Origin of the sequence: Methylobacterium segetis (genome assembly GCF_004348265.1) — a bacterium.
Taxonomy (GTDB): domain Bacteria; phylum Pseudomonadota; class Alphaproteobacteria; order Rhizobiales; family Beijerinckiaceae; genus Methylobacterium; species Methylobacterium segetis.
In genome coordinates, this window is sequence record NZ_SMNT01000002.1 from 104,637 (window position 1) to 127,710 (window position 23,074).

Sequence of the window (23,074 nt, forward strand, 5' to 3'; positions counted from 1 at the left end):
CAGGACCCATGTCGAGCGCCCGCATCTTCCAGCCCTCGAAGGATGCCTCGCAGTCGGGCCTCGCCCGGACCAAGACCTGGCTCCTCGAATTCGACCAGACCAGCCCGCGCGAGACCGACCCGCTCATGGGTTGGACCGGCTCGTCCGACATGCTGCAGCAGGTCAAGCTGGAATTCGACACCCAGGAAGAGGCCGTCGCCTACGCCAAGCGCGCCGGCATCGCCTACCGGGTCGAGGAGCCGCACAGGCCGGTCATGCGCAAGGGCCTGTCCTATTCGGACAATTTCAAGTTCAACCGGACCGCGCCCTGGACGCACTGAAGGGGCCTCATTCCGGCCTCCGGTCGCGCCGGACCGCGTAGGGCGGCGTCTCGTCTGTCGGCCGGATCTGTTCGAGCCGCATGGGTTGCTCGGAGAGCAGCCGGCACAATTCGGCGTAGAGGCCGGCCGTCTGCAAGCCGTAGGTGTCGGCCTCCTCTGCCGTGTAGGCGAAATAGCCTTCCCGAATGCCGGACAGGCGCATCGCGGCGTGGCACATCGGGCAGGGCTGGCCACTGGCGTAGACGATGCAGCCGGCGAGGTCCCGGCTGCCGAGGCGGCGACTGGCCTCCCGCAGCCCGACCATCTCCGCATGATCGGTCGGGTCGTTGGTCCGATGCACCGTATTCACCGAGCGGGCGAGCACCGTCCCATCCCGCACGATCACGGCTCCGTAGGGTGAGCCGCCTTCTTCCGCATTGCTGCGGGCGAGGGCGACGGCGTCGCGGATATGGGTCTCGTGGTCGCTCATCCGGGATCCTTCGAGGAGGTGTTCCGAAACGCGCAGGCCCGACCCCGGTTCGTCAGAAGGCGTAGCGCACCGAGCAATACGGCATGCGCGCGGAGAGCAGCGCTTTGAAGCGGGAGAGCCAACGTCCCTTCCAGCCGCTGCGATACCTCAGGTTCTCGCCACCGCCCTCCGAGCGCTTCAATTCCTGAATGTCGGGCCGCCACAGCAAGGCTTCGGCCTTCGGGTGCCAGCCGAGGTTGACCTCGTGCAAGGCGGCATTGTGCGTGAGAAGGATGATCTCACACTTGAGCTGCGCCTTCGCGCGGGGCGACAGCGTGTCGTCGAGGGTCTCGAACAGGGCCTGCCAGTCCGCCTCCCAACCCTCGTAGAGGATCACCGGCGAGAAATTGACGTGGACTTCGTAGCCCGCGGCCACGAAGTCGTCGATGGCAGCGATCCGCTCCGAGATCGGCGAGGTGCGCACGTCGACGATGCGGGCGATGCGCTCCGGCATCAGCGAGAAGCGGATTCGGGTCCGCCCCTGCGGATCGTAGCCGAGCAGATCGCGGTTGACGGCCTTGGTGGCGAAGGACGCCTTGGCGTTCGGGATGTCGCGGAAGAGTTCGACGAGGTCGCGCACGCCGCTGCCGATCACGGCGTCGACCGAGAGATCGCCGTTCTCTCCGATATCGTAGACCCAGGCCCGATCGTCGATCTGGTCTGGCGCCGGCAGGCATCCCTGGCGCGCGGCATGACGCCGGATCGAGGCCGCGATCGCTTCGGTGTTGACGAACTGAGTGATCGGATTCGCGTAGCCCTTGCGGCGCGGCACGTAGCAATAGGCGCAGGCCATCGCGCAGCCGTTCGAGGTCGAGGGCGCGATGAAGTGGGCGCTGCGGCCGTTCGGGCGCATCGCGAGCCCCTTCTTCACGCCGAGCACCAGAACGGAGCGCTTGATGCGTGTCCAATCCTCGACCGAGCCGGCATTGCCGTGCAGGGTCGGGATGTTCCAGTGCGATGGAACGATGATCCGCTCCGCCAGAGGATGCCGGTCGAGGATCTCGCGCCCGAGCGGGTAATCGGCGGCGGCGGCCTCGTGGTAGATCGTGCGGATATCGATGAGGTCGCGGATGTCGGCCATGCGGAGCCCGGCGCGGCGGGCTCGGGCCGCTGATGGATATATGGGGCCGCGCCCTCAGAGACGAGAGAGGAGCTCCGCCTTCTTGCCCGTGAATTCGGCCTCCGTGAGCACGCCCTTTCTCTGCAGTTCGGCCAGCGCCTCGATCGTCCGGATGATCTCGGCGCCCGAATCCGGTCGCTCGGCGGGCGGCGCCTGGGCGGGTCCGGAAGGACCCTGAACGTTGGAGGCTTCATCCTCCGCCGCATCGACCCGCCGCAGGCTCGCGAGATCGACATCCCCGAAGGCGCTCGTGAAGCGCACGGCGCCGTTCGCCTGGGAGGCCCCGGAAATCGCGTGCTCGCCTGTATCGTAGATGGCGACACCCTTCGAGGATGCGACCGCGAGGCGGCGCGTCAGAGGAAAGTAGGCGTAGCGCAATCCGTCCTGCGCTCCCGTCGTCGAGGGCGTGCCGAGGTCGGTGGGCCACCAATGCGATGAGCCCGGCCCTCCGGTCGCTGCCGTGCTCCAGCCTGCCGGTGGCAGCGAGGCCGCGAGCTCGCCGCACAGAGCCGAGACGCGCGCCTTCAGCTCCGCATCGAACATGCGCCCGACCATCACCATGCCACCCGCGAACCACTGGCCCAAGCCGCCGAGTTCCGGATGGTCGAATTGCGCCATGGTGCCATGGCCCGCCTCCAAGGCGCGCAGGAGGTGCCGCACCGCGTCGAGGCTCACACCGTGCCGGTCCGCGATGGTCTGCAGGCCGAAGCGTTTCTCGGCTCCCTCGTCGATCATGACCGTACTCCGTCGGTAGATCCCGAGCATTGGCGACCCGGACCGGGCTTTCGCCCCGACTCTAGCACGGAGCGCGGCAGCGCAGCACGGGGAGCGAGAGACATAGCCCATTCCCGGATCCGCGCTGTTCCGACCCGACCACCGTGCATGATGAAGAAAGCCGAGGTGGAACGACCTGTATCCGCGCAATCGCCCCGACCCGACCCGGCGGAGACCCCTCCGAAACCGTGCTCGCAGGCCTCGGCCGGGCTCCTGCGCAAGGCTCTCCCCGACGTTCGTTGTGCACCGCGAAATTTTTCTCCGCCCAAGGACCTTCGCCGCCACCGGCACGTTCTGTTCCGGTTCGGGCGCCCCGCCTGCGACGCGAGAGCGGGCTCGCGCGGGGCAGCCCCGTTCTTCCGGAGTGAACATGGTCGAGCATACGAGAAACGGGTCGTCGCCAGCTGCGGGTGCGCGCGCGGCGCGGTCCCGCATCCGCGAAGGGCTGCCCTATCCGCGCGGGGCGACCTGGGACGGGCTCGGCGTGAATTTCGCCCTGTTCTCGGCGCATGCCACCAAGGTGGAGCTCTGCCTCTTCGACGATGCGGGCGAGAAGGAGATCGAGCGGATCGAGCTGCCGGAATACACGGACGAGGTCTGGCACGGCTACCTGCCCGACGCCCGTCCGGGCACGATCTACGGCTATCGTGTCCACGGCCCCTACGAGCCCGAGGCCGGGCATCGCTTCAACCCCAACAAGCTGCTGATCGACCCCTACGCGAAGGGGCTCGTCGGCTCGATCGTCTGGAACCCGGCCCTCTTCGGCTACAAGATGGAGACGGGCGACGACCTGACCTTCGATGACCGCGACAGCGCTCCCTACACGCGCCGCTCCCGCGTGATCGACCCGGCCTTCACCTGGGGACGCGACCGGAAGCCGGACGTGCCGTGGGAGAAAACGATCATCTACGAGGCCCATGTGAAGGGTCTGACGAAGCTTCACCCGCAGGTTCCCGAGCGCCTGCGCGGCACCTATGCCGGCCTCGGCAATCCTGCGGTGCTCGACTACATCAAGAGTCTCGGCGTGACGTCTGTCGAGCTTCTGCCCGTGCACTCCTTCGTGCAGGACGATTACCTGCAGCAGAAGGACCTCGTGAATTACTGGGGCTACAACACGATCTCGTTCTTCACCCCGGCCCGCCGCTACGCCGCGGTGCCCGATTTCGCCTTCTCCGAGTTCAAGGAGATGGTGGCGCGCTTGCACGGCGCCGGGCTCGAAGTGATCCTCGACGTCGTCTACAACCACACCGCCGAGGGCAACGAGAAGGGTCCGACGCTCTCGTTCAAGGGCATCGACAACGCGTCCTACTATCGGCTGCTGCCTGGCCAGCAGCGCTACTACATCAACGACACGGGCACGGGTAACACCTTCAACCTGTCGCATCCGCGCGTGCTGCAACTCGTCACCGACAGCCTGCGGTACTGGGCGACCGAGATGCGCGTCGACGGCTTCCGCTTCGACCTCGCGACGATCCTCGGCCGCGAGCCCTACGGTTTCGACGAGGGTGGCGGCTTTCTCGATACCTGCCGCCAGGATCCTGTCCTGAACTCGGTCAAGCTCATCGCCGAACCCTGGGATTGCGGCCCCGGCGGTTATCAGGTCGGCGGGTTCCCGCCGGGCTGGGCGGAGTGGAACGACCGCTTCCGCGACGACGTGCGCGGCTTCTGGAAGGGAGACGAGGGGCTTCTGCCGTCGCTCGCCTCGCGGATCACGGGTTCGGCCGACAAGTTCAACAAGCGCGGTCGCCGCTCCTGGGCCTCCGTGAACTTCCTCACCGCGCACGACGGCTTCACGCTGAACGACACCGTTTCGTACAACGAGAAGCACAATGAGGCGAACGGAGAGGACAACCGGGACGGTCACTCCCACAATCTCTCCTACAATTATGGCGTCGAGGGCCCGACCGACGATCCCGAGATCCGTGCTGTCCGCCTCCGCCAGATGCGCAACATGCTGGCGACGCTGTTCCTGTCGCGCGGCACGCCGATGCTTCTGGCCGGCGACGAGTTCGCCCGGACTCAGAACGGCAACAACAACGCCTACTGCCAGGACAACGAGGTCTCCTGGATCGACTGGGCCGCGATCGGTGAAGAGGAGCGCGACCTCGCGGAGTTCGCGCAGCGCCTCATGCTCCTGCGCAATGCCCTGCCGATCCTGACCCGGGGCCGGTACCTGACCGGAGCCTTCGACGAGGATCTCGGCGTCAAGGACGTCACGTGGCTTCGGCCCGACGGCGAGGAGATGTCGACCGAGGGCTGGAACGACGCGGCCGCCCGGTCCCTCGCTGTCCTGCTCGACGGCCGCGCGCAGGCGACCGGCATCCATCGCCGCGGCGGCGACGCCACCCTGCTGGTGCTCTACAACGCCTATCACGACGTCGTCTCGTTCACGCTGCCGGAATCGGTCGGCGGCAGTGCCTGGACCCGGCTCATCGACACGAACCTGCCCGACAATCAGGAGGCGGAGAGCTTCCCGGTGGGCAACCGCTACGATGTGACCGGGCGCTCGATGCTGATGTTCGTGCTGAAGCCGGAGGACACACCCGGCGACGCTCCGACCGAGATGGAGCGCTCCTACCAGCACGTGTTGCAGGCCTTCGAGCGCGCCAATATCGAGACCGTACGATTCCATCTCGACGCGGAGGATTGACGGTTCGACCGGCTTGCACGGGATGGATTCGTCACCGGATATGCGACGTTTGCGCGTCGCCGCGCGTTGGGAAACGCCGTGCGGCGGCTCGTGCCGAAGGGGTTAGCGCGTGATGGCGAAGATATTGCTGGTCGAGGATCACGAGGAGATCTGGGACTTCCTGTCCCGCCGCCTGAAACGGCGCGGCCACGAGGTCGTCCTGGCCCATGATGGCGAGGCTGGCGTGCAGCAGGCGCGTGCCTCACGTCCGGACGTGATCCTCCTCGACATGAACCTGCCGGTTCTCGATGGCTGGTCGGCGGCGCGTGCCCTGAAGTCGGGAAGCGACACGCAGCGGATTCCCATCATCGCGCTCACCGCCCACGCCATGTCCGGGGATCGCGACAAGGCGATCCAGGCCGGCTGCGACGATTACCACCCGAAGCCGGTCGACTTCTCGAAGCTTCTCAGCCAGATCAGCGCCGCGCTGGGCGAGACGGCGCCCGCCGCCGGCTGAGGCGGCTCGGGATGGTGGGGGCCGAGGCTCCGTACTGGCGTGTTGGAAGCGTAAAGAGGTGAGGCGTCATTCATGAGCGACGATCCCGTCACGGCCCAGCGCCTCCGGCGGGCTCTGCCGCTCATCACCGCGCTGGCCTCATTCCTCCTCGTCGTGGCGGTGATGGCCGCCCTCTATTTCGGGCGTGAGATCCTCGTGCCCGTCACGCTCGCGATTCTCCTCAGCTTCGTGCTGGTGCCGGCCGTGCGCGCCCTGCGTCGGACCGGCCTGCCGCGGGTGCCTGCCGTCATGCTCGTCGTCACGGTCGCCTTCGGGGCGCTGGTCGGCGTCGGATTGCTGATCGCCAACGAGGGTGCGCAACTCGCCTCCGACCTGCCGCGCTATCAGCTCACGATGCGCGAGAAGATTTCGTCACTGCGCGGCGCCACGGAGAGCCAGGGCACGCTCTCGCGCTTCATCGACATGGTTCAGGATCTGGGCGCCGAGCTGCAGCCGCCGAAAGCCGAGGAGACGGGCAAGGGGACGGGCGGCGAGAAGCCGCTCACCGTCGAGATCAGGCCGCCGAAGGCAGGACTCATCGAGACACTCGGGACGTTCGCCGCGCCCGTCCTGCACCCTCTCGCGACGACCGGCCTGATCCTCATCTTCACGATCTTCATCCTCCTGCAGCGGGAGGATTTGCGAAATCGCATGATCCGCCTTGCGGGCTCGGGGGATCTGCGGCGGACCACGGCGGCCATCGACGATGCGGTCAGCCGCCTGAGCCGGTTCTTCCTGGCGCAGCTCGCGCTCAACATCGCCTTCGGCATCGTGATCGGCGCCGGGCTCTGGTTGATCGGCGTGCCGAGCCCGACCCTGTTCGGCGTGCTCGCTGCGATCCTGCGCTTCGTGCCCTATATCGGCGCCGCGATCAGCGCGCTCCTGCCCATCGTGCTCGCGGCGGCGGTCGATCCCGGTTGGGGCATGGTGATCGCCACGGCCGCGCTCTTCCTCGTGGTGGAGCCGATCTGCGGTCACGTCGTCGAGCCGCTGCTCTACGGGCATTCGACCGGCCTTTCGCCGGTCGCCGTGATCCTTTCCGCCACGATCTGGACCTTCCTGTGGGGACCGATCGGCCTCGTGCTGGCCACCCCGCTGACGGTCTGCCTGGTGGTCCTCGGGCGCCATGTCGAGCGCCTCTGGTATCTCGACGTTCTCCTCGGCGACCAGCCGGCGCTCAGCCCGCCCGCGATCTTCTACCAGCGCATGCTCGCCAACGACCCGGCCGAGGCGATCGATCAGGGACGCGAATTCCTCAAGGAGCGCGCGCTCGTGACCTATTACGACGAGGTCGCCCTGGCGGGCCTTCTACTCGCGCAGGAGGACCTCTCCCGCGGCACCCTCGACCGGGCGCGCCAGGACGAGGTCGGCCTCGCGCTCCGCATGGTCGTCGATCGGCTCGGCACCACGCGTGTCACCCGCCGTGCCGGCCGCGGCTCTCCCCGCATCGGCAGTTCCGAAACCGCGGCCGCCGTCGCGGCAGCCGGGCCGGACCGTCAGGCGGCCAATATCGTCTTGAAGACGGAGGAACTGGGACCGCGCTGGCGGACGCCGACGCCGGTTCTCTGCGTGTCGAGCCGCGGGCCTTTCGACGAGGCGGCGACCCTGATGCTCAGCCAGATCCTGAAGCGGCACGGGCTCGCCTCGGAGGTCATTTCGATGCGCGCCCTGCGCGAGGGCGAGCGGCCGAGCAGCACCGACTTCGCACTGATCTGCTTCTCCTACCTTGAGCCGGTGAGCCTGTCGCAGATCCGCTTCACGGTTCGACAGGCGCGGGCTGCCGTTCCCGGCGTGCGCATCCTCGTGGGGTTCTGGCGCGAGCGCGACCCTGCCACTCTGGACCGCCTCCGGCGGGCGACCTCCGCCGACATCCTCGTCACCTCCCTGAATGACGCGCTTGCCGCGACGATCGAGGAGGCGCGCCGAGCTGCCGTCGCGCCTCCGACGAGGCGCGCTCCGGACGCCGCCGCCTACGGGGCGACAACGGTCGAGGCGGCGCCGGCCTGACGTGTCCGCGGCTCAGTCGACGGGCGCAATCAGCTTGACGGCGACCCCATGCGAATCATTCTCGAAGACATGCGCGACGTCCTGGACCTGCCAGCGTCGGGCATCGGCTCCGAAGGCCAGGATCACGCATTCGCCGATGCGCGGGATGGGCTGCCCGGGAACGAAGACGATGGTGCGCCGAGAGGTTGTTCCCACAGCCTCCAAGTTGCTGCCGCTGGCGATGAAGACGACGTCGATGCCGGACATGGTGTAGCCTTCGCACGTCACAACTTGTACGTTCAAAGATATGCCTGCTCAATCAGGCATGACCGTTCGAAGCGCACGACACGCGATCTCTTTGACTAGGGGCTGCTTTGTCCAAAATAAACCCACTCTTGCCGCCGCGAAGCGCTTTCGGCTTTGTCGCCTCGAAATATCGGGCATTTCGGCCGCGGCCTCCTGCTTGTCCCGGGAAATGCGGGATCTGCGCGGACGCTGTCGCTCCCCACTTGGTCGACACTGCACCGAGGGCGTCCTAAGACTCGCTTCCGCCGCCTGCGCATCCCGGGCAGCCTTTCCTCGATCAGGTGCGTCGCGCGAGCATGTCAGAGACGCCCGGAACTCCTCCCCACGACGCCGCGATCCGCGTGGAAGCGGACGGCACTGCCGATCTCGTTGACCGGCGCAACGACATCTTCTTCGCGGCGGTCGAGACCACGCGGATGCCGATGATCGTGACGGACCCGCGCCGGCCCGACAATCCGATCGTCTTCGCCAATCGCGCCTTCACGGCCATGACGGGCTACGGCCGGCACGAGCTGCTCGGCCGCAATTGCCGATTCCTGCAGGGGCCGGAGACGGACCCGGACACGATCGACGAGATTCGTGCGGCGGTTGCGGAGAGGCGCGAGTTCGCGACCGAGATCCTGAACTACCGCAGGGACGGGTCCACCTTCTGGAACGCCCTGTTCGTCTCGCCGATCTACGATGCCGGAGGGGAGCTGACCTACTTCTTCAGCTCGCAGCTCGATGTCTCGCGCCGCCGCGACGCCGAGGACGCCCTCGGGCAGGCGCAGAAGATGGAGGCGCTCGGCCAACTCACGGGCGGGATCGCCCACGACTTCAACACCCTGCTCCAGGTCATCGTCGGCTATGTCGATATTCTCGCGGCCGGCCTCGAGAATCCGAATGCCGATCGCGGGCGTCTCGGCCGGGCCACGGAGAACATCCGGCAGGCGGCGGAGCGGGCGACGACCCTGACCCAGCAACTTCTCGCCTTCGCGCGCAAGCAGCGGCTCGAGGGCCGCCCGGTGAACCTGAACGCGCTGATCCACGGGATGAGCGACATGGTGGCCCGCTCCCTCGGAGAGGCGATCGTCGTGGAGAAGCGGCTCGCCGACGACGTCTGGAACTGCAGGGTCGATCCCACGCAAGCCGAGGTCGCGATCCTCAACGTTCTCATCAACGCCCGGGACGCGATGCCCGAGGGCGGCAAGGTCACCATCGCGACCGAGAATCGGGAGGTCGACCCGAGTGCGACCGCCAGGGTCGGATCGCTCCAGGCCGGCCGCTACGTCACGCTCAGCATCACGGATACCGGGACTGGCATCTCGCCCGACGTGCTGGCCCGGGTCATGGACCCCTTCTTCACGACGAAGGACGAGGGCAAGGGCACCGGTCTCGGACTCTCGATGGTCTACGGCTTCGCCAAGCAATCGGGCGGCGCGGCGCAGATCGAATCCAAGCTCGGCGAAGGGACGACCCTGCGCCTGTCGTTCCCCGCGATCTCGGGGCATGAGCGGGCACCGAAGCGCGCCACCAGCCGCGCCGTCGAGCGGCCCGGCACGGAGAAAGTCCTCATCGTCGACGACCGCGAGGACGTGGCCGAGCTCGCGCGGACGATCCTGCGCGATTACGGCTACACGACCCTGATGGCCCGCAACGGCCGGGAGGCTCTCGACGTGATCGAGGGCGACGAGTCGATCGACCTTCTCTTCACCGACCTCATCATGCCGGGTGGCATGAACGGCGTCGTGCTGGCGCGCGAAGCCCGCAAGCTTCGGCCGCGCCTGAAGATCCTTCTGACCACCGGCTACGCCGAGGCCAGCCTTGAGCGAACCGACGTCGGTGGTTCGGAGTTCGAACTCCTGAAGAAGCCCTATCGGCGCGTGGAGCTGATCCGGCGCATCCGTGCGGTGCTCGACGGGCCGACCGGGGTCGACTGAGTGCAGGCCGTGTCCGCATGTGAGGAGTTGGGTGATGCCCCAGGGCGACAAGTCGAAATACACGGACAAGCAGGTCCGCAAGGCCGAGCACATCACCGAATCCTATCTCGACCGCGGTGTGCCGGAGAAGGAGGCGGAGGCTCGCGCCTGGGCGACGGTCAACAAGGATGACGGCGGCGGCAAGAAGCCTGGCGGCTCGGGCCGCGGGCGGTCGACGGGCCGACCGGCCGCCCGGAAGGGCGGCGCCGCAGGGGGGAAGGCGTCGGCCTCGCGCACGGCCGCTGAACGTTCGGCGTCGGCGAAGAAGGGGGCCGAGACGCGCAAGCGGAATGCCGCGCACGCGGCTCACTGATCGCTGCGGTTCGCCCTGCTCATTGGGGATGGGCCGCCGCCATCGCGCAAAGGCTGGCACCGGCGATGAGCCCGCGACGGTCCACCTCGATCGGGCGCCTCACTTCACGTTCGCACGGTCATTCGCGAGGCGCTCGGCACGGGCGCGCTCATCCGCGCTGAGGCCGGTCAGCGTCTGATCGAGCCACGCGTCGGAGAGGCCCTGCGCCGCCGCGGCGAGGTTCCAGGCGGCCGCTTCCACGACGTTCTTCGGAACGCCGCGCCCGACTGCGTAGAGCCGCGAAATCCGGTTCTGAGCGATGGCGTTCCCGCGCGCCGCGGCGTGCAGGAAGTAGCGTGCCGCGCGCCCCTCGTCCTTCGGCACGCCCGTCCCGTTGAAGAGGAGGATCGCGAACTCGACCTCGCCCGCGAGGTCCCCGTTGTCCGCCGACCGGCGAAACCACTCGGCCGCCTTCGAGGCATCCTTCGGCACGCCGCGACCCTGCAGGTAGAGGACGCCGAGATCGTGCTGGGCGGGTCCGAGCTCCGCATCCGCAGCCTTCCGGAAGAGCGTCGCGGCCCGGGCCTGATCCGGCTCCGTCCCCGAGCCGAGGAGGATCAGGGCGAGATTGTAGGCGGCCTGCGGCTGACCGCGCTCGGCCGCCTGCTCCAGCCAGCGACGGCCGAGCTTCGGGTCCTTCGGCATGCCGCGCCCGTCCATCGCCATCAGGCCGAGGGAGGCCATCGCGGCGATATCGCCCTGAGCGGCGGCGAGCTTGTACCATTCCGCCGCCTTGAGCGGATCCTGCTTGGTCCCGAGGCCTTGATTGTAGAGCTCACCGAGCAGCGTCATGGCGGCACCGTCCTTGCGGTCGGCCTCGATGCGCTTCGTCGCCTCCCGGAAAGCGGTGATGTACTGGCCGCGCTGATAGGCGCCGTAGGCGAAATCCGGCGGCTGGCTCGTGGCGGGCGGCCGGGCGCCTCCCACGTAGTTCGGGGTGTAGGGCGTCGGCAGATCGCGCGCGGGCGCCTTTAGCACCTCCGGCGCAGCCGGCGGCCGCGGCGTCTGCTGCGGTGCGGCCGGGTTCTGCGCCGCGAAGGCCGGGACCGGCAGAGCGGTCCAGGCCGTCAGCAGCAATCCGAGCCCGACCCTACGCCTCAAGACGCAGCCTCGGGTCGGGAGAGCTGGGACATGGCGCGCGCGACCGCATCGAGTCCCCCGGTCCAGAGACCGCTTTCCAGACCGACGAATTCCGTTCCCGTCGCCGCAAGTCCGGCGACCTCCTCTTCGGCAGCCGCCACCGCAATGCAGGGCGTCTCGAAGATTTCGGCCCACCACGCCGCGCGCTCGCGCACGCTCTCGGGATCGGGAGCCGCGCCGTCGGCGTAGAGACCACCGACCATCAGATAGTCGATCCCCGCCTCGCCGGCCTCCATGGCACCGTGACGGGTCTCGATGCCGCCAGCCCCGAGAATGCGTCCGTCCCGAAGCCGCTCCCGAAGGTCCCGAAGCGCGGCATCGTTCGGCTTGTCGATGTGAACGCCATCGGCGCCGCCGCGGGCCGCGACGCTGACGATGTCGCCGGTGCGGTCCGGGCAGGCGATCACCAGCGCCGCGCCGTGCTTCTGCGTCACCGCAGCGACGCGCTTCACGAGGGCGACGAGGCTGCGCTCGTCGGCCGCCGCCAGCCGAAGGACGAACGCCGCGACGTCACCCGCGACGAAGGCGCCATCGAGCGCGGGGAGAAGCGCGTCGAGGCCCGGGGCCTCGACGCGGTGCGGGGAGAGGAGGGCGAGCCGGGTCTTGATGTCCGTCATGATGCCGGTGCCGGCCGTTCTCAGCGGGCCGTGTCGATCTTCTGGGCGAGAGAGCCGTCGGCGTAGCGCTTGGCCATGGCCGCGGTCGAGATCGGGCGGATCTTCGATCCCTGACCGGCCGTATTGAACTCCTCGAAGCGCTGCTTGCAGAGCTTCGTCATCGCGTCCATGGCGGGCTTCAGGTACTTGCGCGGATCGAACTCGGCCTTGTTCTCGGTGAGTACCTTCCGGATCTGGCCCGTCATCGCCATCCGGTTGTCGGTGTCGATGTTGATCTTGCGCACGCCGTGCTTGATGCCGCGCTGGATCTCCTCGACGGGCACGCCCCAGGTCGGCTTCATCTCACCGCCGTACTGGTTGATGATGTCCTGAAGATCCTGAGGCACCGAGGAGGAGCCGTGCATGACGAGGTGGGTCGTCGGCAGGCGGCGATGGATCTCCTCGATCACGTTCATCGCGAGAACGGCGCCGTCCGGCTTGCGGGTGAACTTGTAGGCACCGTGGCTCGTGCCCATCGCCACCGCGAGTGCGTCGACCTGGGTGGCGGAGACGAATTTCACGGCCTCCTCCGGATCGGTCAGGAGCTGATCGTGGGACAGCTCGCCCTCGGCGCCGTGCCCGTCCTCGGCCTCGCCCGTGCCGCTCTCCAGAGAGCCGAGAACGCCGAGCTCGCCCTCGACGGAAACGCCCGCCCAATGGGCCATCTCGGAGACCTTGCGGGTGATCTCGACGTTGTAGGCGTAATCGGCGGGTGTCTTGCCATCGGCCTTCAGCGAGCCGTCCATCATCACCGAGGTGAAGCCGTACTGGATCGCGGTGGCGCAGGTGGCTTCGTTGTTGCCGTGGTCGAGATGCATGCAGACCGGGATGTGCGGATAGATCTCGACGAGGCCGTCGATCATCTTGGCGAGGAGCACGTCGTTGGCGTAGGCGCGCGCGCCGCGGCTCGCCTGCAGGATGACGGGGCTGTCGGTCGCGTCCGCCGCCGCCATGATGGCGAGCCCCTGCTCCATGTTGTTCATGTTGAAGGCCGGCACGCCGTACTCGTACTCGGCGGCATGATCGAGAAGCTGTCTCAACGTGATCCGCGCCATCTCACAACTCCTCGTCGACTGGGGCCTGCCATCGGGCCGTATATAGGCGCGGCACCGCTCGGGACGGAGCGGGCCGCCGGAATTTTGTGCTGGAACCAGGGCCGCCCGGCAGCCCTATTTCGCGCGCAAGGCCTCGACGCCCGGGAGCGCCTTCCCCTCAAGCCATTCGAGGAAGGCGCCGCCCGCCGTCGAGATGTAGGAGAAGTCCTCGCCGACACCGGCGTGGTTGAGCGCCGCGACCGTGTCGCCGCCGCCAGCCACCGAGACGAGCTTGCCGGACTTGGTGCGCCCGGCAGCGTAACGCGCCGCGGCGACCGTCGCCGCGTCGAAGGGGGTGAGCTCGAAGGCGCCGAGCGGGCCGTTCCAGACGAGGGTCGCCGCCGTGTCGATCGCCGCCTCGATCTCGGCGACCGAGCTGGGACCGGCATCGAGGATCATGCCGCCTTCCGGCACCTCCTCGACGCCGACCGTCTCGTGGGGTGCATTCGCCTTGAACTCGGAGGCGACGACGGCATCGACCGGCAGGATGATCCGGCACTGGGCAGCCTTCGCCGCCGCGAGGATCCGCGTCGCGGTCTCGGCGAGGTCGCGCTCGCAGAGCGACTTGCCGACAGCCTTTCCTTGCGCGTGCAGGAAGGTGTTGGCCATGCCGCCGCCGATAACGAGCATGTCGACCTTCGAGACGAGGTTCTGAAGGAGGTCGATCTTCGAGGAGACCTTGGCGCCGCCGACGAGCGCGATGACGGGACGCTGGGGTGCTTCCAGGCCCTTCGTCAGGGCGTCGAGCTCGGCCTGCATCAGACGGCCCGCATAGGCGGGCAGCCGGTGGGCGAGGCCCTCGGTCGAGGCGTGGGCGCGGTGTGCGGCCGAGAAGGCCTCGTTCACGTAGATGTCCCCGTTCCGGGCGAGGGCGTCCGTGAAGGCCCGGTCGTTCTTCTCCTCGCCCGCGTGGTAGCGGGTGTTCTCGAGGAGCAGCACGTCACCGTCCTTCAGGCCGGCGACGGCCGTTTCGGCGGCTCCGCCGATGCAATCTTCCGCGAAGGCGACCGGGCGGCCGAGATGGCGGCTCAGCGTCTCCACGACGGGCTTCAGCGAATCCTTCGGATCGGGCTTGCCCTTCGGCCGTCCGAAATGGGCGAGCAGCACGACCTTTCCGCCGCCCTCCGCGATCTCGCGGATCGTCGGCACGACGCGCTCGATGCGCGTCGCGTCCGTCACGCGGCCCCCCTCCATCGGCACGTTCAGATCCACCCGCAGCAGCACGCGCTTGCCCGCGAGCGAGCCGGCATCGTCGAGGGTTCGGAAAGCGGTCATGAGATCCTTCGTCGGTCTGCGGCGCTCAGCGCTGCGGGATCAGGGCATCGAGGTGGAGGCGCTGCACCGCGATCATCAGCACGACGGTGACGACGGCCGTGATGATCGCCGTGAGCACGAGGGCGCCGGCACCGGGCAGGCGCTTCGTCCGGTCGGAGACGGCGCGGACCTCGGTCCGGAGGGCGGCGAGGTCGGCCTGGCGGGCGGCCTCGTTCATGCGGGACGAGGCGTTCTCGACCTTGTCCTCGACGCGCGAGAGGAGCGCCTCGGACCGCGCGTACTTGTCCTCGATCCGCGAGCACTTGTCCTCGATCCGCGCGAGCTGATCGATCAGCTGGGACGCGGAGAGGGGGCCTCCGGAGACCGGGCGCGCGGCCGGGGCCGCCCCCTGTGCCGGCTTGAGCTCGGCCGTCGGGGGAGCCGCCGGCGCCTTCGCCTCGGGGCCGGCCGGAGGCGGGGTCGGCGGCGTCTGCGGGATGAAGTTCTGTCCGGTCGCGGGATTGGGCGAGGCTTCAGTCATCGCAGGCGCACCTTCCTGTGGCGTGATAACGCCGGGCTACGTCTCAAGCCGCGCCCGGTCCGGCTGGCCGAGTGTCGCCCGAACGATACGGCGGGTCGAGGGCGGGACCCTGCGCGGAGGCCGCCGGGAGGACCCGGCGTGCGCCCGCGCACGGTCGGCGGCCGATCAGATCAGCTTGGCCATCGCCACGGCCGTGTCGGCCATGCGGTTCGAGAAGCCCCACTCGTTGTCGTACCAAGACAGGATGCGCACGAAGGTGCCGTCCATGACCTTGGTCTGGTCGAGGTGGAAGGTCGACGAGTGCGGATCGTGGTTGAAGTCGATCGACACGTTCGGACGGTCGGTCACGCCGAGCACGCCCTTGAGGGGGCCGTTCGCGGCGGCCTTGATCGCCTCGTTGATCTCCTCGACGGAGGTCGCGCGCTTGGCCGTGAAGACGAGGTCCACCGCAGACACGTTCGGGGTCGGAACGCGGATCGCGGTCCCGTCGAGCTTGCCCTTCAGCTCCGGCAGGACGAGGCCCACCGCCTTGGCGGCGCCCGTCGAGGTCGGGATCATCGAGAGCGCCGCGGCGCGGGCCCGGTAGAGATCCTTGTGCATCTGGTCGAGCGAGGGCTGGTCGTTCGTGTAGGAGTGGATCGTCGTCATGAAGCCGCGCTCGATGCCGACGGTCTCGTTCAGCACCTTGGCGACCGGCGCGAGGCAGTTCGTGGTGCAGGAGGCGTTCGAGACGACGAGGTGCTCGCCCGTCAGCTTGTCGTGGTTCACGCCGTAGACGACGGTGAGGTCGGCGCCGTCGCCCGGGGCCGAGATGAGGACGCGCTTGGCGCCCGCCTCGAGATGGGCCTTCGCCTTGTCCTTGGCGGTGAAGATGCCCGTGCATTCGAGGGCGATGTCGACGCCGAGGTCGCGGTGGGGCAGTTCGGCCGGGTTGCGCACGGCCGTGACCTTGATCCGCTTGCCGTCGATGACGAGGCTGTCGCCCTCGACGCCGACCTCGCCCGGGTAGCGGCCGTGGACGGAATCGTAGCGCAGCAGGTGCGCGTTCGTCTCGACCGGGCCGAGATCGTTGATCGCGACGACCTCGATGTCGCTGCGGCCGGCTTCGTGGATGGCGCGCAGAACGTTGCGGCCGATGCGCCCGAACCCGTTGATGGCAACCTTCACCGTCACGGCGTGACTCCTTCCTGTAGGGGGGCGCCGGTCAGCGGCGCGCTCCGGTCTTGCGAGCGTGTCTTGCGAGCGTGGCGGCCCGGCCGCCCGGCCGTGCCTGCTCTGTGCGAAACGGGGGTGAACCTGCGATGAACCGGGGCCGTGCCGGGCTCCGCGCCAGCGCGGAAGCGCATCCGGTCGACGGATGACGCGCGCGGGGGCCTCGGGTCTGTCACGGGATGAAGTTCCGGCTCTGCGCCGCCTCGCGGCTTCGCTGTCAGCGGCGGCTGTCTAGCATGCGACCCCACCTAGTCAAAGGTTGCGGTGTGACAATCCCTCGGCGATGAACAGGAGGCATGCACGGCACGGGCGCATCGCAGGGTTCAGGCGTCCGAAGCGTTCCGGAGAGTCCCGCTGATGACCGCCTCGATCGACGACGCCCTCCTGCGCCTCGACGCCGCCCTGAACCGCCTGGAGACGACGGTGGCGCGGCGGCTTGAGGCGGCGCGCGACCCGGACGACCGCGAGGTCGAGCTCGCCATCATGGGGGAGGACCGGGCCCGGCTTGCCGCGGCCCTCGACGCCGCCCAGGCGCGGCTGGCCGAGGTGACGGCGACGGCCGACGCGATCGGCGGCCGGCTCGACCGGGCGATCGACACCGTGGAGGGCGTGCTGGGCGAGCGCGACGGGGAGGGGAGGCCGCCCGCATGATCGCGCACTCCGAACCGGCCGATGCGATCACGAATCGACGGGTCCGGACGTTGATCGCGATCATCGCCCGGGAGCGCCGCATCCCGGCTTGACCCGCCGCCTCCCGCCCCGCAAGCCGATGAACCCCGCAACGGACCGCCCCGACGCCGATGCCCCAGATCAACGTCACCATCGACGGCAAGAACTACCGGATGGCCTGCGCGGAGGGCGAGCAGGACCACCTGGCCGAGCTCGCCGCCGCCTTCGACGCCCGCGTCGGCGAGATGCGCCGGGCCTTCGGCGAGATTGGCGACATGCGCCTGCACGTCATGGCGGCCCTGACGGTGACGGACGAGCTCGCCGAGCTGAAGCGGCGCATCGGCGCGCTGGAGGCGGAGACGGCCGCCCTGCGGGCCCTCACGGAGGGCGCCGAGGCCGAGCGCTCGGAGCGGGAGGCGCGCCTCGCGGACGGCGTCGGCCGGGCGGCCGAGCGGATCGAGCGCCTGTCCCAGGCTCTCGCGACCGGGCCGTGAAATCCTGCGGCCGCGCCCCTGGCGCCGCCCCCCGGGCGACGCTACATGGGGTGGGCGGGGCTGCAGGGTTCGTCAGGAGAACTTTTCCCCGGGGCCTTATCGACTCCCTCGGGAGCTGTCCCTGGCCTCGTCCCTGGACTTGGCCAACACGGCGCCCACCTACGCTGTAGGTTTCCCGGGATCGACACTCCAACGGCTCACGTGGCTCCGCACTCGACCTCTCCCATCTCCGCCCTCAAGGCCGACCTCCGCCGCGAGGCGCTCGCCCGGCGCGACGCCCTCGACCCCGACCTGCGCCGCGAGGGCTCGCTGCGGATCGCCGAGGCCGTCCTCGACGTGCCGGGGCTCGCCGAGGCGCCGATCGTCGGCGCCTTCTGGCCGATCCGGAGCGAGGTCGATCCGCGCCCGATCATCGAACGCCTCTTCGCCCGCGGCCAGCGCGTGGCGCTGCCGAAGGTCACGCCGGAGGGCCTCGTCTTCCGCGAGTGGAAGGCCGGCGAGGCGCTGGTGCGGGGCGGCTTCGGCCTGAGCGAGCCGCGCGACGAGCTGCCCCCCCTCGATCCGACCGCCCTGATCGTGCCGCTCGCCGCCTTCGACCGGCGCGGCCAGCGCATCGGCTACGGCCGGGGCTATTTCGACCACGCCATCTCCCGCCTCGGCGCGAACGGCCCGGTCCTCACGATCGGCATCGCCTTCTCCGTGCAGGAGATCGAGGAGGTGCCCGCCGAACCGCACGACCGGCCCCTCGACCACCTGATGACCGAGGCCGGTCCCGTCTCCCTCGTCAAGACAGCGACCGATGCGCCTGCTCTTCCTCGGTGACGTCGTCGGGCGGCCCGGCCGCCACGCCGTCGCGGACCGCCTGCCCGCCCTGCGCGAGCGCTGGCGCCTCGATTGCGTCGTCGTCAACGGCGAGAACGCGGCCGGCGGCTTCGGCATCACCGAGGCGATCTGCGACGAGATCCTGCAGGCCGGCGCCGATGCCGTCACCCTCGGCAACCACAGCTTCGACCAGCGCGAGGCCCTCGTCTTCATCGCGCGCCAGCCGCGGCTGATCCGCCCCGCCAATTACCCGTCCGGCACGCCGGGGCGGGGCGCCACCATCGTCGAGACCCGCGACGGTGCCCGCGTCCTCGTCGTGAACGTGATGGGCCGGATCTACATGGACGCGATGGACGATCCCTTCGCCGCGGCGGAGCGGGAACTCTCCGCCTGCCCCCTCGGCGAGGCGGCCGACGCCGTCATCGTCGACGTCCATGCGGAGGCGACGAGCGAGAAGCAGGCCTTCGCCCACTTCCTCGACGGGCGCGCGAGCCTCGTCGTCGGCACCCACACCCACGTGCCCACCGCCGACCACCGCATCCTGCCCGGCGGCACCGCCTACCTGTCCGATGCGGGCATGTGCGGCGACTACGATTCGGTCCTCGGCATGCACAAGGACGAGCCCCTGCGGCGCTTCCTCCAGAAGACGCCGGGCTCCCGCCTCGAGGCGGCGGCCGGGGAGGGGACGCTCTCCGGCCTCGCCGTCGAGACCGACGCGCGCGGCCTCGCGACCCTCGTCGCGCCTGTGCGTTTCGGGCCGCACCTCGAGGAAACTTGGCCGCGCGCCTGGGATTGAGGGCGGCCACCGCCGCCGCCCCGCGCGCCGCCGACTTGATCGGGTCAGCCCCTGCCGCCAGAGTGACGGCAGCATCTGTCCGGCGCGCCGTTTCCTGTGCGAGCGGTCCTGAGCCAACCATCAGAGAGTTGTGACCGATGGCGGCCCGTCCCGCGTCCCCTCCGTTGGCCAAGCCCGGCATCTACCTCGTGCGGATGCTGGTCTTCCTGATCCTGATCGGCTTCCTCGCCTTCGTCCTGTTCAAGCAGATCACGCCGGCCTTCCTCGCCAATCCGGGCCTGAACGGGCTCATCCTCGGCGTGCTGCTGATCGCGGTGCTCCTCGCCTTCGGGCAGGTGTTCCGGCTGTTCCGGGAGGTCGCCTTCGTCAACGCGGTCGCGGCCGGCGAGACGCCGCGCAAGGCGCCGAACCTCCTCGCGCCGCTCGTCCCGGCCATCGAGGCGAGGCGCGAGGGTGCGTCGCTGCCCGGCACCCGCTCCTTCCTCGACACGGTCGACGCCCGCCTCGACGAGGGCCGCGACATCCTGCGCTACGTCGCGGGCCTTCTCATCCTGCTCGGCCTCCTCGGCACATTCTGGGGCCTGATCGACACGCTCTCGGCGGTCGGGTCCGTCATCAAGTCGATGCGCGGCGGCGGCGAGGCCAGCGTGATGTTCGACGAGTTGAAGAACGGCCTCGCCGTGCCGCTCGGCGGCATCGGCCTCGCCTTCTCGGCCTCGCTGTTCGGCCTCGCCAGCTCCCTCGTCATCGGCTTCCTCGATCTCCAGGCCGGGCAGGCCCATGCCCGCTTCCACAACGAGCTCGAGGATTGGCTGACCTCCGGCGCCGTCGAGGAGACGGTGGCCGGCCCGCGCCCGCTCGCCGCCGCGCAGGACCCCGCCGTCGCCCGGGAGCTGAAGGAGGCGGTCGACCGGCTCACCGGCATCATCTCGGAGGGGGCGAACAGCCGCGCCGCGACCCAGGCCATGACCAACCTCGCGGAGGGCATCCAGGGGCTCGTTCAGCACATGCGGGCCGAGCAGCAGATGATCCGCGACTGGGTCGAGGCGCAGGCGAGCCGCGAGCGCGAGCTGAAGCAGGTGCTCGACCGCCTCGGCCGCGAGCGGGTCTGAGCCGTGGCGTCCCGTGCCGCCCGGCGCGAGCGCGCGCTCAACGTCTGGCCGGGCTACGTCGACGCGCTCGCGACGCTGCTCCTGTCGGTGGTGTTCCTGCTGACGATCTTCGTGGTCGGGCAGTTCTTCCTCTCGCAGGAGATCTCGGGCCGGGACACGGTCCTGAACAAGCTCAACCGTCAGATCGCGGATCTGACGGACCTCCTCGCCCTGGAGCGCTCGAACCGCCGCGCCCAGGAGGAGACCGCGCAGAACCTGCGCACGACCCTCCTCACCGCCGAATCCGACCGCGACCGCCTGCAGGCGCAGGTCGAGGCGGGCGCGGCGGCGAAGGGGCAGACGGGCGAGCTCGACAAGCAGCTGCAGGCCGAGCGCGGCGCCACCTCGCGGGCGCTGACCCAGATCGACCTCCTCAACCAGCAGATCAGCGCGATGCGGCGCCAGCTCGCGGCGCTGGAGGATGCGCTCGCGGCCTCCGAATCGCGCGACCGCGAGAGCCAGGCCCGCATCGCCGATCTCGGCAGCCGCCTCAACGTGGCGCTCGCGCAGAAGGTGCAGGAACTCGCCCGCTACCGCTCCGACTTCTTCGGGCGCCTGCGCCAGATCCTGGGCAACCGCAGCGACATTCGCGTGGTGGGCGACCGCTTCGTGCTGCAATCCGAGGTGCTGTTCCCGGCCGGCTCCGCCTCGCTCAAGTCCGAGGCCGGGCCCGAGCTCGACCGCATCGCGGGCGCGATCCTCGACCTCGCGAAGCAGATCCCGGCGGATCTGCCCTGGGTGCTTCGGGTCGACGGCCACACCGACGCGCGTCCCATCGCCAGCGCGCAATTCCCCTCGAACTGGTCGCTCTCGGCCGCCCGCGCCATCGCGGTGGTGCAGTATCTCGTCGGCAAGGGCCTCCCGCCCCAGCGCCTGCTCGCCGGTGCCTTCGGCGAGTTCCAGCCCCTCGACACGGGCACCTCCGACGACGCCTATGCCCGCAACCGCCGGATCGAGATGAAGCTGACCGAGCGTTAGCGCGGATCCACCTCTCCCGTTCGGGAGAGGTCGAGTCGGCGGCAGCCGACCGGGTGAGGGGCGCGACCTTTCCGGAAAGACCTGTATCCCTCACCCCTTCCCTCTCCCGAACGGGAGAGGGGACCCGCGCTCGCTCCTTCGTGAGGCGCGCCGTGCGTCCGGCCGTGCTGCAATGCGGGTCTCCGACTCAGCCGGCTGTCCGCATCATGGGTGAATCGACCGAACGGGCGCGGGCGCTCCGGAGAGCACAGACTGCCGCGGAGGCCCGGCTCTGGCGCGTGCTGCGGCGGCGTCAGCTCAACGGGTACAAGTTTCGCCGGCAATGGCCGATCGACGGGTTCGTCGCGGATCTCGCCTGCCTCGAGGCGGGGCTCGTCGTGGAGGTCGACGGCGCCACGCACGGGCGGCCGGCCGAGCAGCGGCGTGACGCCGAACGCAGCAGCGCTCTCGGGCGCTGCGGCTTCGAGGTGCTGCGGGTGTCGAATGCGGACGTGATGGAAAATCTCGAGGGCGTGCGCGAGACGATCCTCGCGGCCGTCGAGCGCCGGGTCAGCCTCTAGACACCCACCTCTCCCGAACGGGAGAGGGGACCTGCGCCTATCCGTCGGTGAAGGCGCTCCGGTAGGCGAAGAGGCCGGGCACGCCGCCCGTCATCACGAAGAGCACGGTCGAGCCCGCCGGATAGCGGCCGGACCGGACGTCGTGCAGGAGGCCGGCGAAGGCCTTGCCGCTGTAGACCGGATCGAGGAGCAGCCCCTCGCTGCGCGCCATCAGGCGCAGGGCCTCGCGCATGGACTCGGTCGGGATCCCGTAATCCGCGCCGCGATGGGCGCCCTCCACGTCGATGTCCCGAGGCTCAAGGGGCGGGCCGGCGCCGAGCAGATCGAGGGTGGCATTCGCCTTGGCCAGCGTCGTGGCCGCCGCCTCGTCGGCCGGGGCGAGCACCGTGTGGGAGCGGGCGAGGCGCGGGTCGGCGCCCGCTGCCCGCAATCCGGCGGCGAGCCCGGCATGGGTGCCGCTGCTGCCGTTCGGGACGACGATGTTGGCGAGCGACAGGCCCATCGCCGCCGCCTGCTCCAGGATCTCGGCGGCGCAGGCGGCGTAGCCGAGGCAGCCGACCGGGCTCGATCCGCCGGAGGGGAAGACGTAGACCCGGCGGCCAGCCCTGCGCAGGGCGTCGGCCCGTTCCTCGGCCGCGGCGAGGGAATCCGCGCCGCCCGGCAATTCGTGGACATGGGCCCCGAACACTTCGTCGAGGAAGCGGTTGCCGTTGCCCGTGTAGTCGGGATCGTGCCGCTCGACGGTCCGGGTGAGGAACAGCTCGCAGGCGAAGCCCGACCGCGCCGCCGCCGCTGCGGTCAGGCGGGCGTGGTTCGATTGCAGGGCGCCGACCGTGATCACGGTGTCGGCGCCCTCGGCGCGGGCGGCGCCGAGCAGGTATTCGAGCTTGCGCAGCTTGTTGCCGCCGAGGCCGAAGCCCGCGAGGTCGTCCCGCTTCACGAGGAGGCGCACGCCGCGCAACGCCTCGCCGAGATGGCGGGCGAGGCCCGCCAGCGGCTCGATCGGGCTCGGCAGGCCGACGAGCGCGAGGCGCGGAAAGCGGTCCGGACCCGGCACGGACGCGCTACTCGGCCGCCGGCAGGGTGGCCGCGCGCAGCCGGGGTTCCTTGCCGCGGGCGGTCTCGTCGAGGGCGTCGGTGAATTGCAGGGCGGCGAGCTGCGCGTAGAGCGCGCCCTGCGCGAGCAGGCTCTCGTGCG

The 23,074-nt window shown here is 69.6% G+C and carries 24 protein-coding genes and 1 other RNA gene; 14 read left to right on the forward strand and 11 right to left on the reverse strand.

Annotated elements, in window-relative coordinates; all coding sequences use genetic code 11:
• The first annotated feature begins 8 nt into the window (after positions 1–8).
• Positions 9–320: an ETC complex I subunit gene (locus E1J50_RS01040; RefSeq protein WP_132249493.1), complete on the forward strand. Its 312-nt coding sequence runs from the start codon at positions 9–11 to the stop codon at positions 318–320.
• Positions 321–327: 7 nt separating this feature from the next.
• On the opposite strand, the gene E1J50_RS01045 is transcribed toward E1J50_RS01040, so the two are convergent.
• The 3 genes from E1J50_RS01045 to E1J50_RS01055 are packed head-to-tail and all read right to left on the reverse strand — an operon-like array spanning position 328 to position 2,683.
• Positions 328–789 carry a nucleoside deaminase gene (locus E1J50_RS01045; RefSeq protein WP_132249495.1) on the reverse strand — a complete coding sequence of 154 codons (462 nt, stop codon included), beginning with the start codon at positions 787–789 and terminating at the stop codon, positions 328–330.
• Positions 790–841: 52 nt separating this feature from the next.
• A complete protein-coding gene (locus E1J50_RS01050; protein ID WP_132249497.1) occupies positions 842–1,909 on the reverse strand; it encodes a spore photoproduct lyase family protein in 1,068 nt (355 codons plus the stop codon).
• A gap of 54 nt (positions 1,910–1,963) precedes the next feature.
• On the reverse strand, positions 1,964–2,683 hold the full coding sequence (locus E1J50_RS01055; RefSeq protein ID WP_132249499.1) for an SHOCT domain-containing protein: 720 nt from the start codon (positions 2,681–2,683) through the stop codon (positions 1,964–1,966).
• Positions 2,684–3,092: 409 nt separating this feature from the next.
• Between E1J50_RS01055 and glgX the strand changes: the two genes are divergently transcribed.
• From glgX to E1J50_RS01070, 3 genes are all read left to right on the forward strand, one after another.
• The gene (glgX, locus tag E1J50_RS01060) at positions 3,093–5,372 is read left to right on the forward strand and encodes a glycogen debranching protein GlgX (protein ID WP_132249501.1); all 2,280 of its coding nucleotides are present in this window, start codon (positions 3,093–3,095) and stop codon (positions 5,370–5,372) included.
• A gap of 112 nt (positions 5,373–5,484) precedes the next feature.
• The gene (locus E1J50_RS01065; protein ID WP_132249503.1) at positions 5,485–5,868 is read left to right on the forward strand and encodes a response regulator; all 384 of its coding nucleotides are present in this window, start codon (positions 5,485–5,487) and stop codon (positions 5,866–5,868) included.
• Between the two features lie 72 nt (positions 5,869–5,940).
• Positions 5,941–7,914, forward strand: a complete 1,974-nt coding sequence (locus E1J50_RS01070; protein WP_132249505.1) for an AI-2E family transporter — start codon at positions 5,941–5,943, stop codon at positions 7,912–7,914.
• Between the two features lie 12 nt (positions 7,915–7,926).
• Here E1J50_RS01070 and E1J50_RS01075 read toward each other — a convergent pair whose 3' ends face one another.
• A complete protein-coding gene (locus E1J50_RS01075; RefSeq protein ID WP_132249507.1) occupies positions 7,927–8,160 on the reverse strand; it encodes a hypothetical protein in 234 nt (77 codons plus the stop codon).
• Between the two features lie 335 nt (positions 8,161–8,495).
• On the opposite strand from E1J50_RS01075, the gene E1J50_RS01080 reads away from it, so the two are divergent.
• Entirely contained in the window at positions 8,496–10,118 is a 1,623-nt protein-coding gene (locus E1J50_RS01080; protein ID WP_132249509.1) for a hybrid sensor histidine kinase/response regulator, read from the forward strand.
• Between the two features lie 34 nt (positions 10,119–10,152).
• Entirely contained in the window at positions 10,153–10,470 is a 318-nt protein-coding gene (locus tag E1J50_RS01085; protein WP_132249511.1) for a plasmid stabilization protein, read from the forward strand.
• Positions 10,471–10,569: 99 nt separating this feature from the next.
• Here the strand turns inward: E1J50_RS01085 and E1J50_RS01090 are convergent, their stop codons facing one another.
• The 6 genes from E1J50_RS01090 to gap form a co-directional block, all read right to left on the reverse strand.
• Positions 10,570–11,610 carry a tetratricopeptide repeat protein gene (locus E1J50_RS01090; RefSeq protein ID WP_132249513.1) on the reverse strand — a complete coding sequence of 347 codons (1,041 nt, stop codon included), beginning with the start codon at positions 11,608–11,610 and terminating at the stop codon, positions 10,570–10,572.
• Complete coding sequence (locus E1J50_RS01095) at positions 11,607–12,266, reverse strand: thiamine phosphate synthase (RefSeq protein ID WP_132249515.1); 660 nt, start codon at positions 12,264–12,266, stop codon at positions 11,607–11,609. Before E1J50_RS01095 ends, E1J50_RS01090 begins: the two co-directional genes overlap by 4 nt.
• A gap of 20 nt (positions 12,267–12,286) precedes the next feature.
• The gene (gene fba, locus E1J50_RS01100; protein WP_132249517.1) at positions 12,287–13,360 is read right to left on the reverse strand and encodes a class II fructose-bisphosphate aldolase; all 1,074 of its coding nucleotides are present in this window, start codon (positions 13,358–13,360) and stop codon (positions 12,287–12,289) included.
• Positions 13,361–13,474: 114 nt separating this feature from the next.
• On the reverse strand, positions 13,475–14,674 hold the full coding sequence (locus tag E1J50_RS01105) for a phosphoglycerate kinase (protein ID WP_132249519.1): 1,200 nt from the start codon (positions 14,672–14,674) through the stop codon (positions 13,475–13,477).
• A gap of 25 nt (positions 14,675–14,699) precedes the next feature.
• A complete protein-coding gene (locus tag E1J50_RS01110) occupies positions 14,700–15,194 on the reverse strand; it encodes a hypothetical protein (protein WP_132249521.1) in 495 nt (164 codons plus the stop codon).
• A gap of 165 nt (positions 15,195–15,359) precedes the next feature.
• A complete protein-coding gene (gene gap, locus E1J50_RS01115; protein ID WP_132249523.1) occupies positions 15,360–16,367 on the reverse strand; it encodes a type I glyceraldehyde-3-phosphate dehydrogenase in 1,008 nt (335 codons plus the stop codon).
• 396 nt (positions 16,368–16,763) lie between these two features.
• On the opposite strand from gap, the gene E1J50_RS01120 reads away from it, so the two are divergent.
• The 8 genes from E1J50_RS01120 (at position 16,764) to E1J50_RS01155 (ending at position 21,876) form a co-directional block, all read left to right on the forward strand.
• Positions 16,764–17,057 (forward strand): DUF4164 family protein, encoded by a 294-nt coding sequence (locus tag E1J50_RS01120; protein ID WP_132249525.1) that lies wholly within the window; start codon positions 16,764–16,766, stop codon positions 17,055–17,057.
• 149 nt (positions 17,058–17,206) lie between these two features.
• Complete coding sequence (locus E1J50_RS01125) at positions 17,207–17,569, forward strand: cell division protein ZapA (protein WP_132249527.1); 363 nt, start codon at positions 17,207–17,209, stop codon at positions 17,567–17,569.
• Positions 17,570–17,623: 54 nt separating this feature from the next.
• Positions 17,624–17,781: non-coding RNA, 6S RNA (gene ssrS, locus E1J50_RS01130), on the forward strand.
• Positions 17,771–18,391 carry a 5-formyltetrahydrofolate cyclo-ligase gene (locus E1J50_RS01135; RefSeq protein WP_132249529.1) on the forward strand — a complete coding sequence of 207 codons (621 nt, stop codon included), beginning with the start codon at positions 17,771–17,773 and terminating at the stop codon, positions 18,389–18,391. The genes ssrS and E1J50_RS01135 overlap by 11 nt, the downstream gene beginning before the upstream one ends.
• The gene (locus E1J50_RS01140) at positions 18,369–19,187 is read left to right on the forward strand and encodes a TIGR00282 family metallophosphoesterase (protein ID WP_132249531.1); all 819 of its coding nucleotides are present in this window, start codon (positions 18,369–18,371) and stop codon (positions 19,185–19,187) included. The genes E1J50_RS01135 and E1J50_RS01140 overlap by 23 nt, the downstream gene beginning before the upstream one ends.
• Positions 19,188–19,324: 137 nt before the next feature.
• Positions 19,325–20,299, forward strand: coding sequence for a MotA/TolQ/ExbB proton channel family protein (locus E1J50_RS01145; protein ID WP_132249533.1), 975 nt, complete (start codon positions 19,325–19,327; stop codon positions 20,297–20,299).
• 3 nt (positions 20,300–20,302) lie between these two features.
• Positions 20,303–21,316 carry a peptidoglycan -binding protein gene (locus tag E1J50_RS01150; RefSeq protein WP_132249535.1) on the forward strand — a complete coding sequence of 338 codons (1,014 nt, stop codon included), beginning with the start codon at positions 20,303–20,305 and terminating at the stop codon, positions 21,314–21,316.
• A gap of 206 nt (positions 21,317–21,522) precedes the next feature.
• A complete protein-coding gene (locus E1J50_RS01155) occupies positions 21,523–21,876 on the forward strand; it encodes an endonuclease domain-containing protein (protein ID WP_132249537.1) in 354 nt (117 codons plus the stop codon).
• A gap of 37 nt (positions 21,877–21,913) precedes the next feature.
• On the opposite strand, the gene E1J50_RS01160 is transcribed toward E1J50_RS01155, so the two are convergent.
• On the reverse strand, positions 21,914–22,933 hold the full coding sequence (locus E1J50_RS01160; RefSeq protein WP_132249539.1) for a D-cysteine desulfhydrase family protein: 1,020 nt from the start codon (positions 22,931–22,933) through the stop codon (positions 21,914–21,916).
• Positions 22,934–23,074 lie beyond the last annotated feature (141 nt).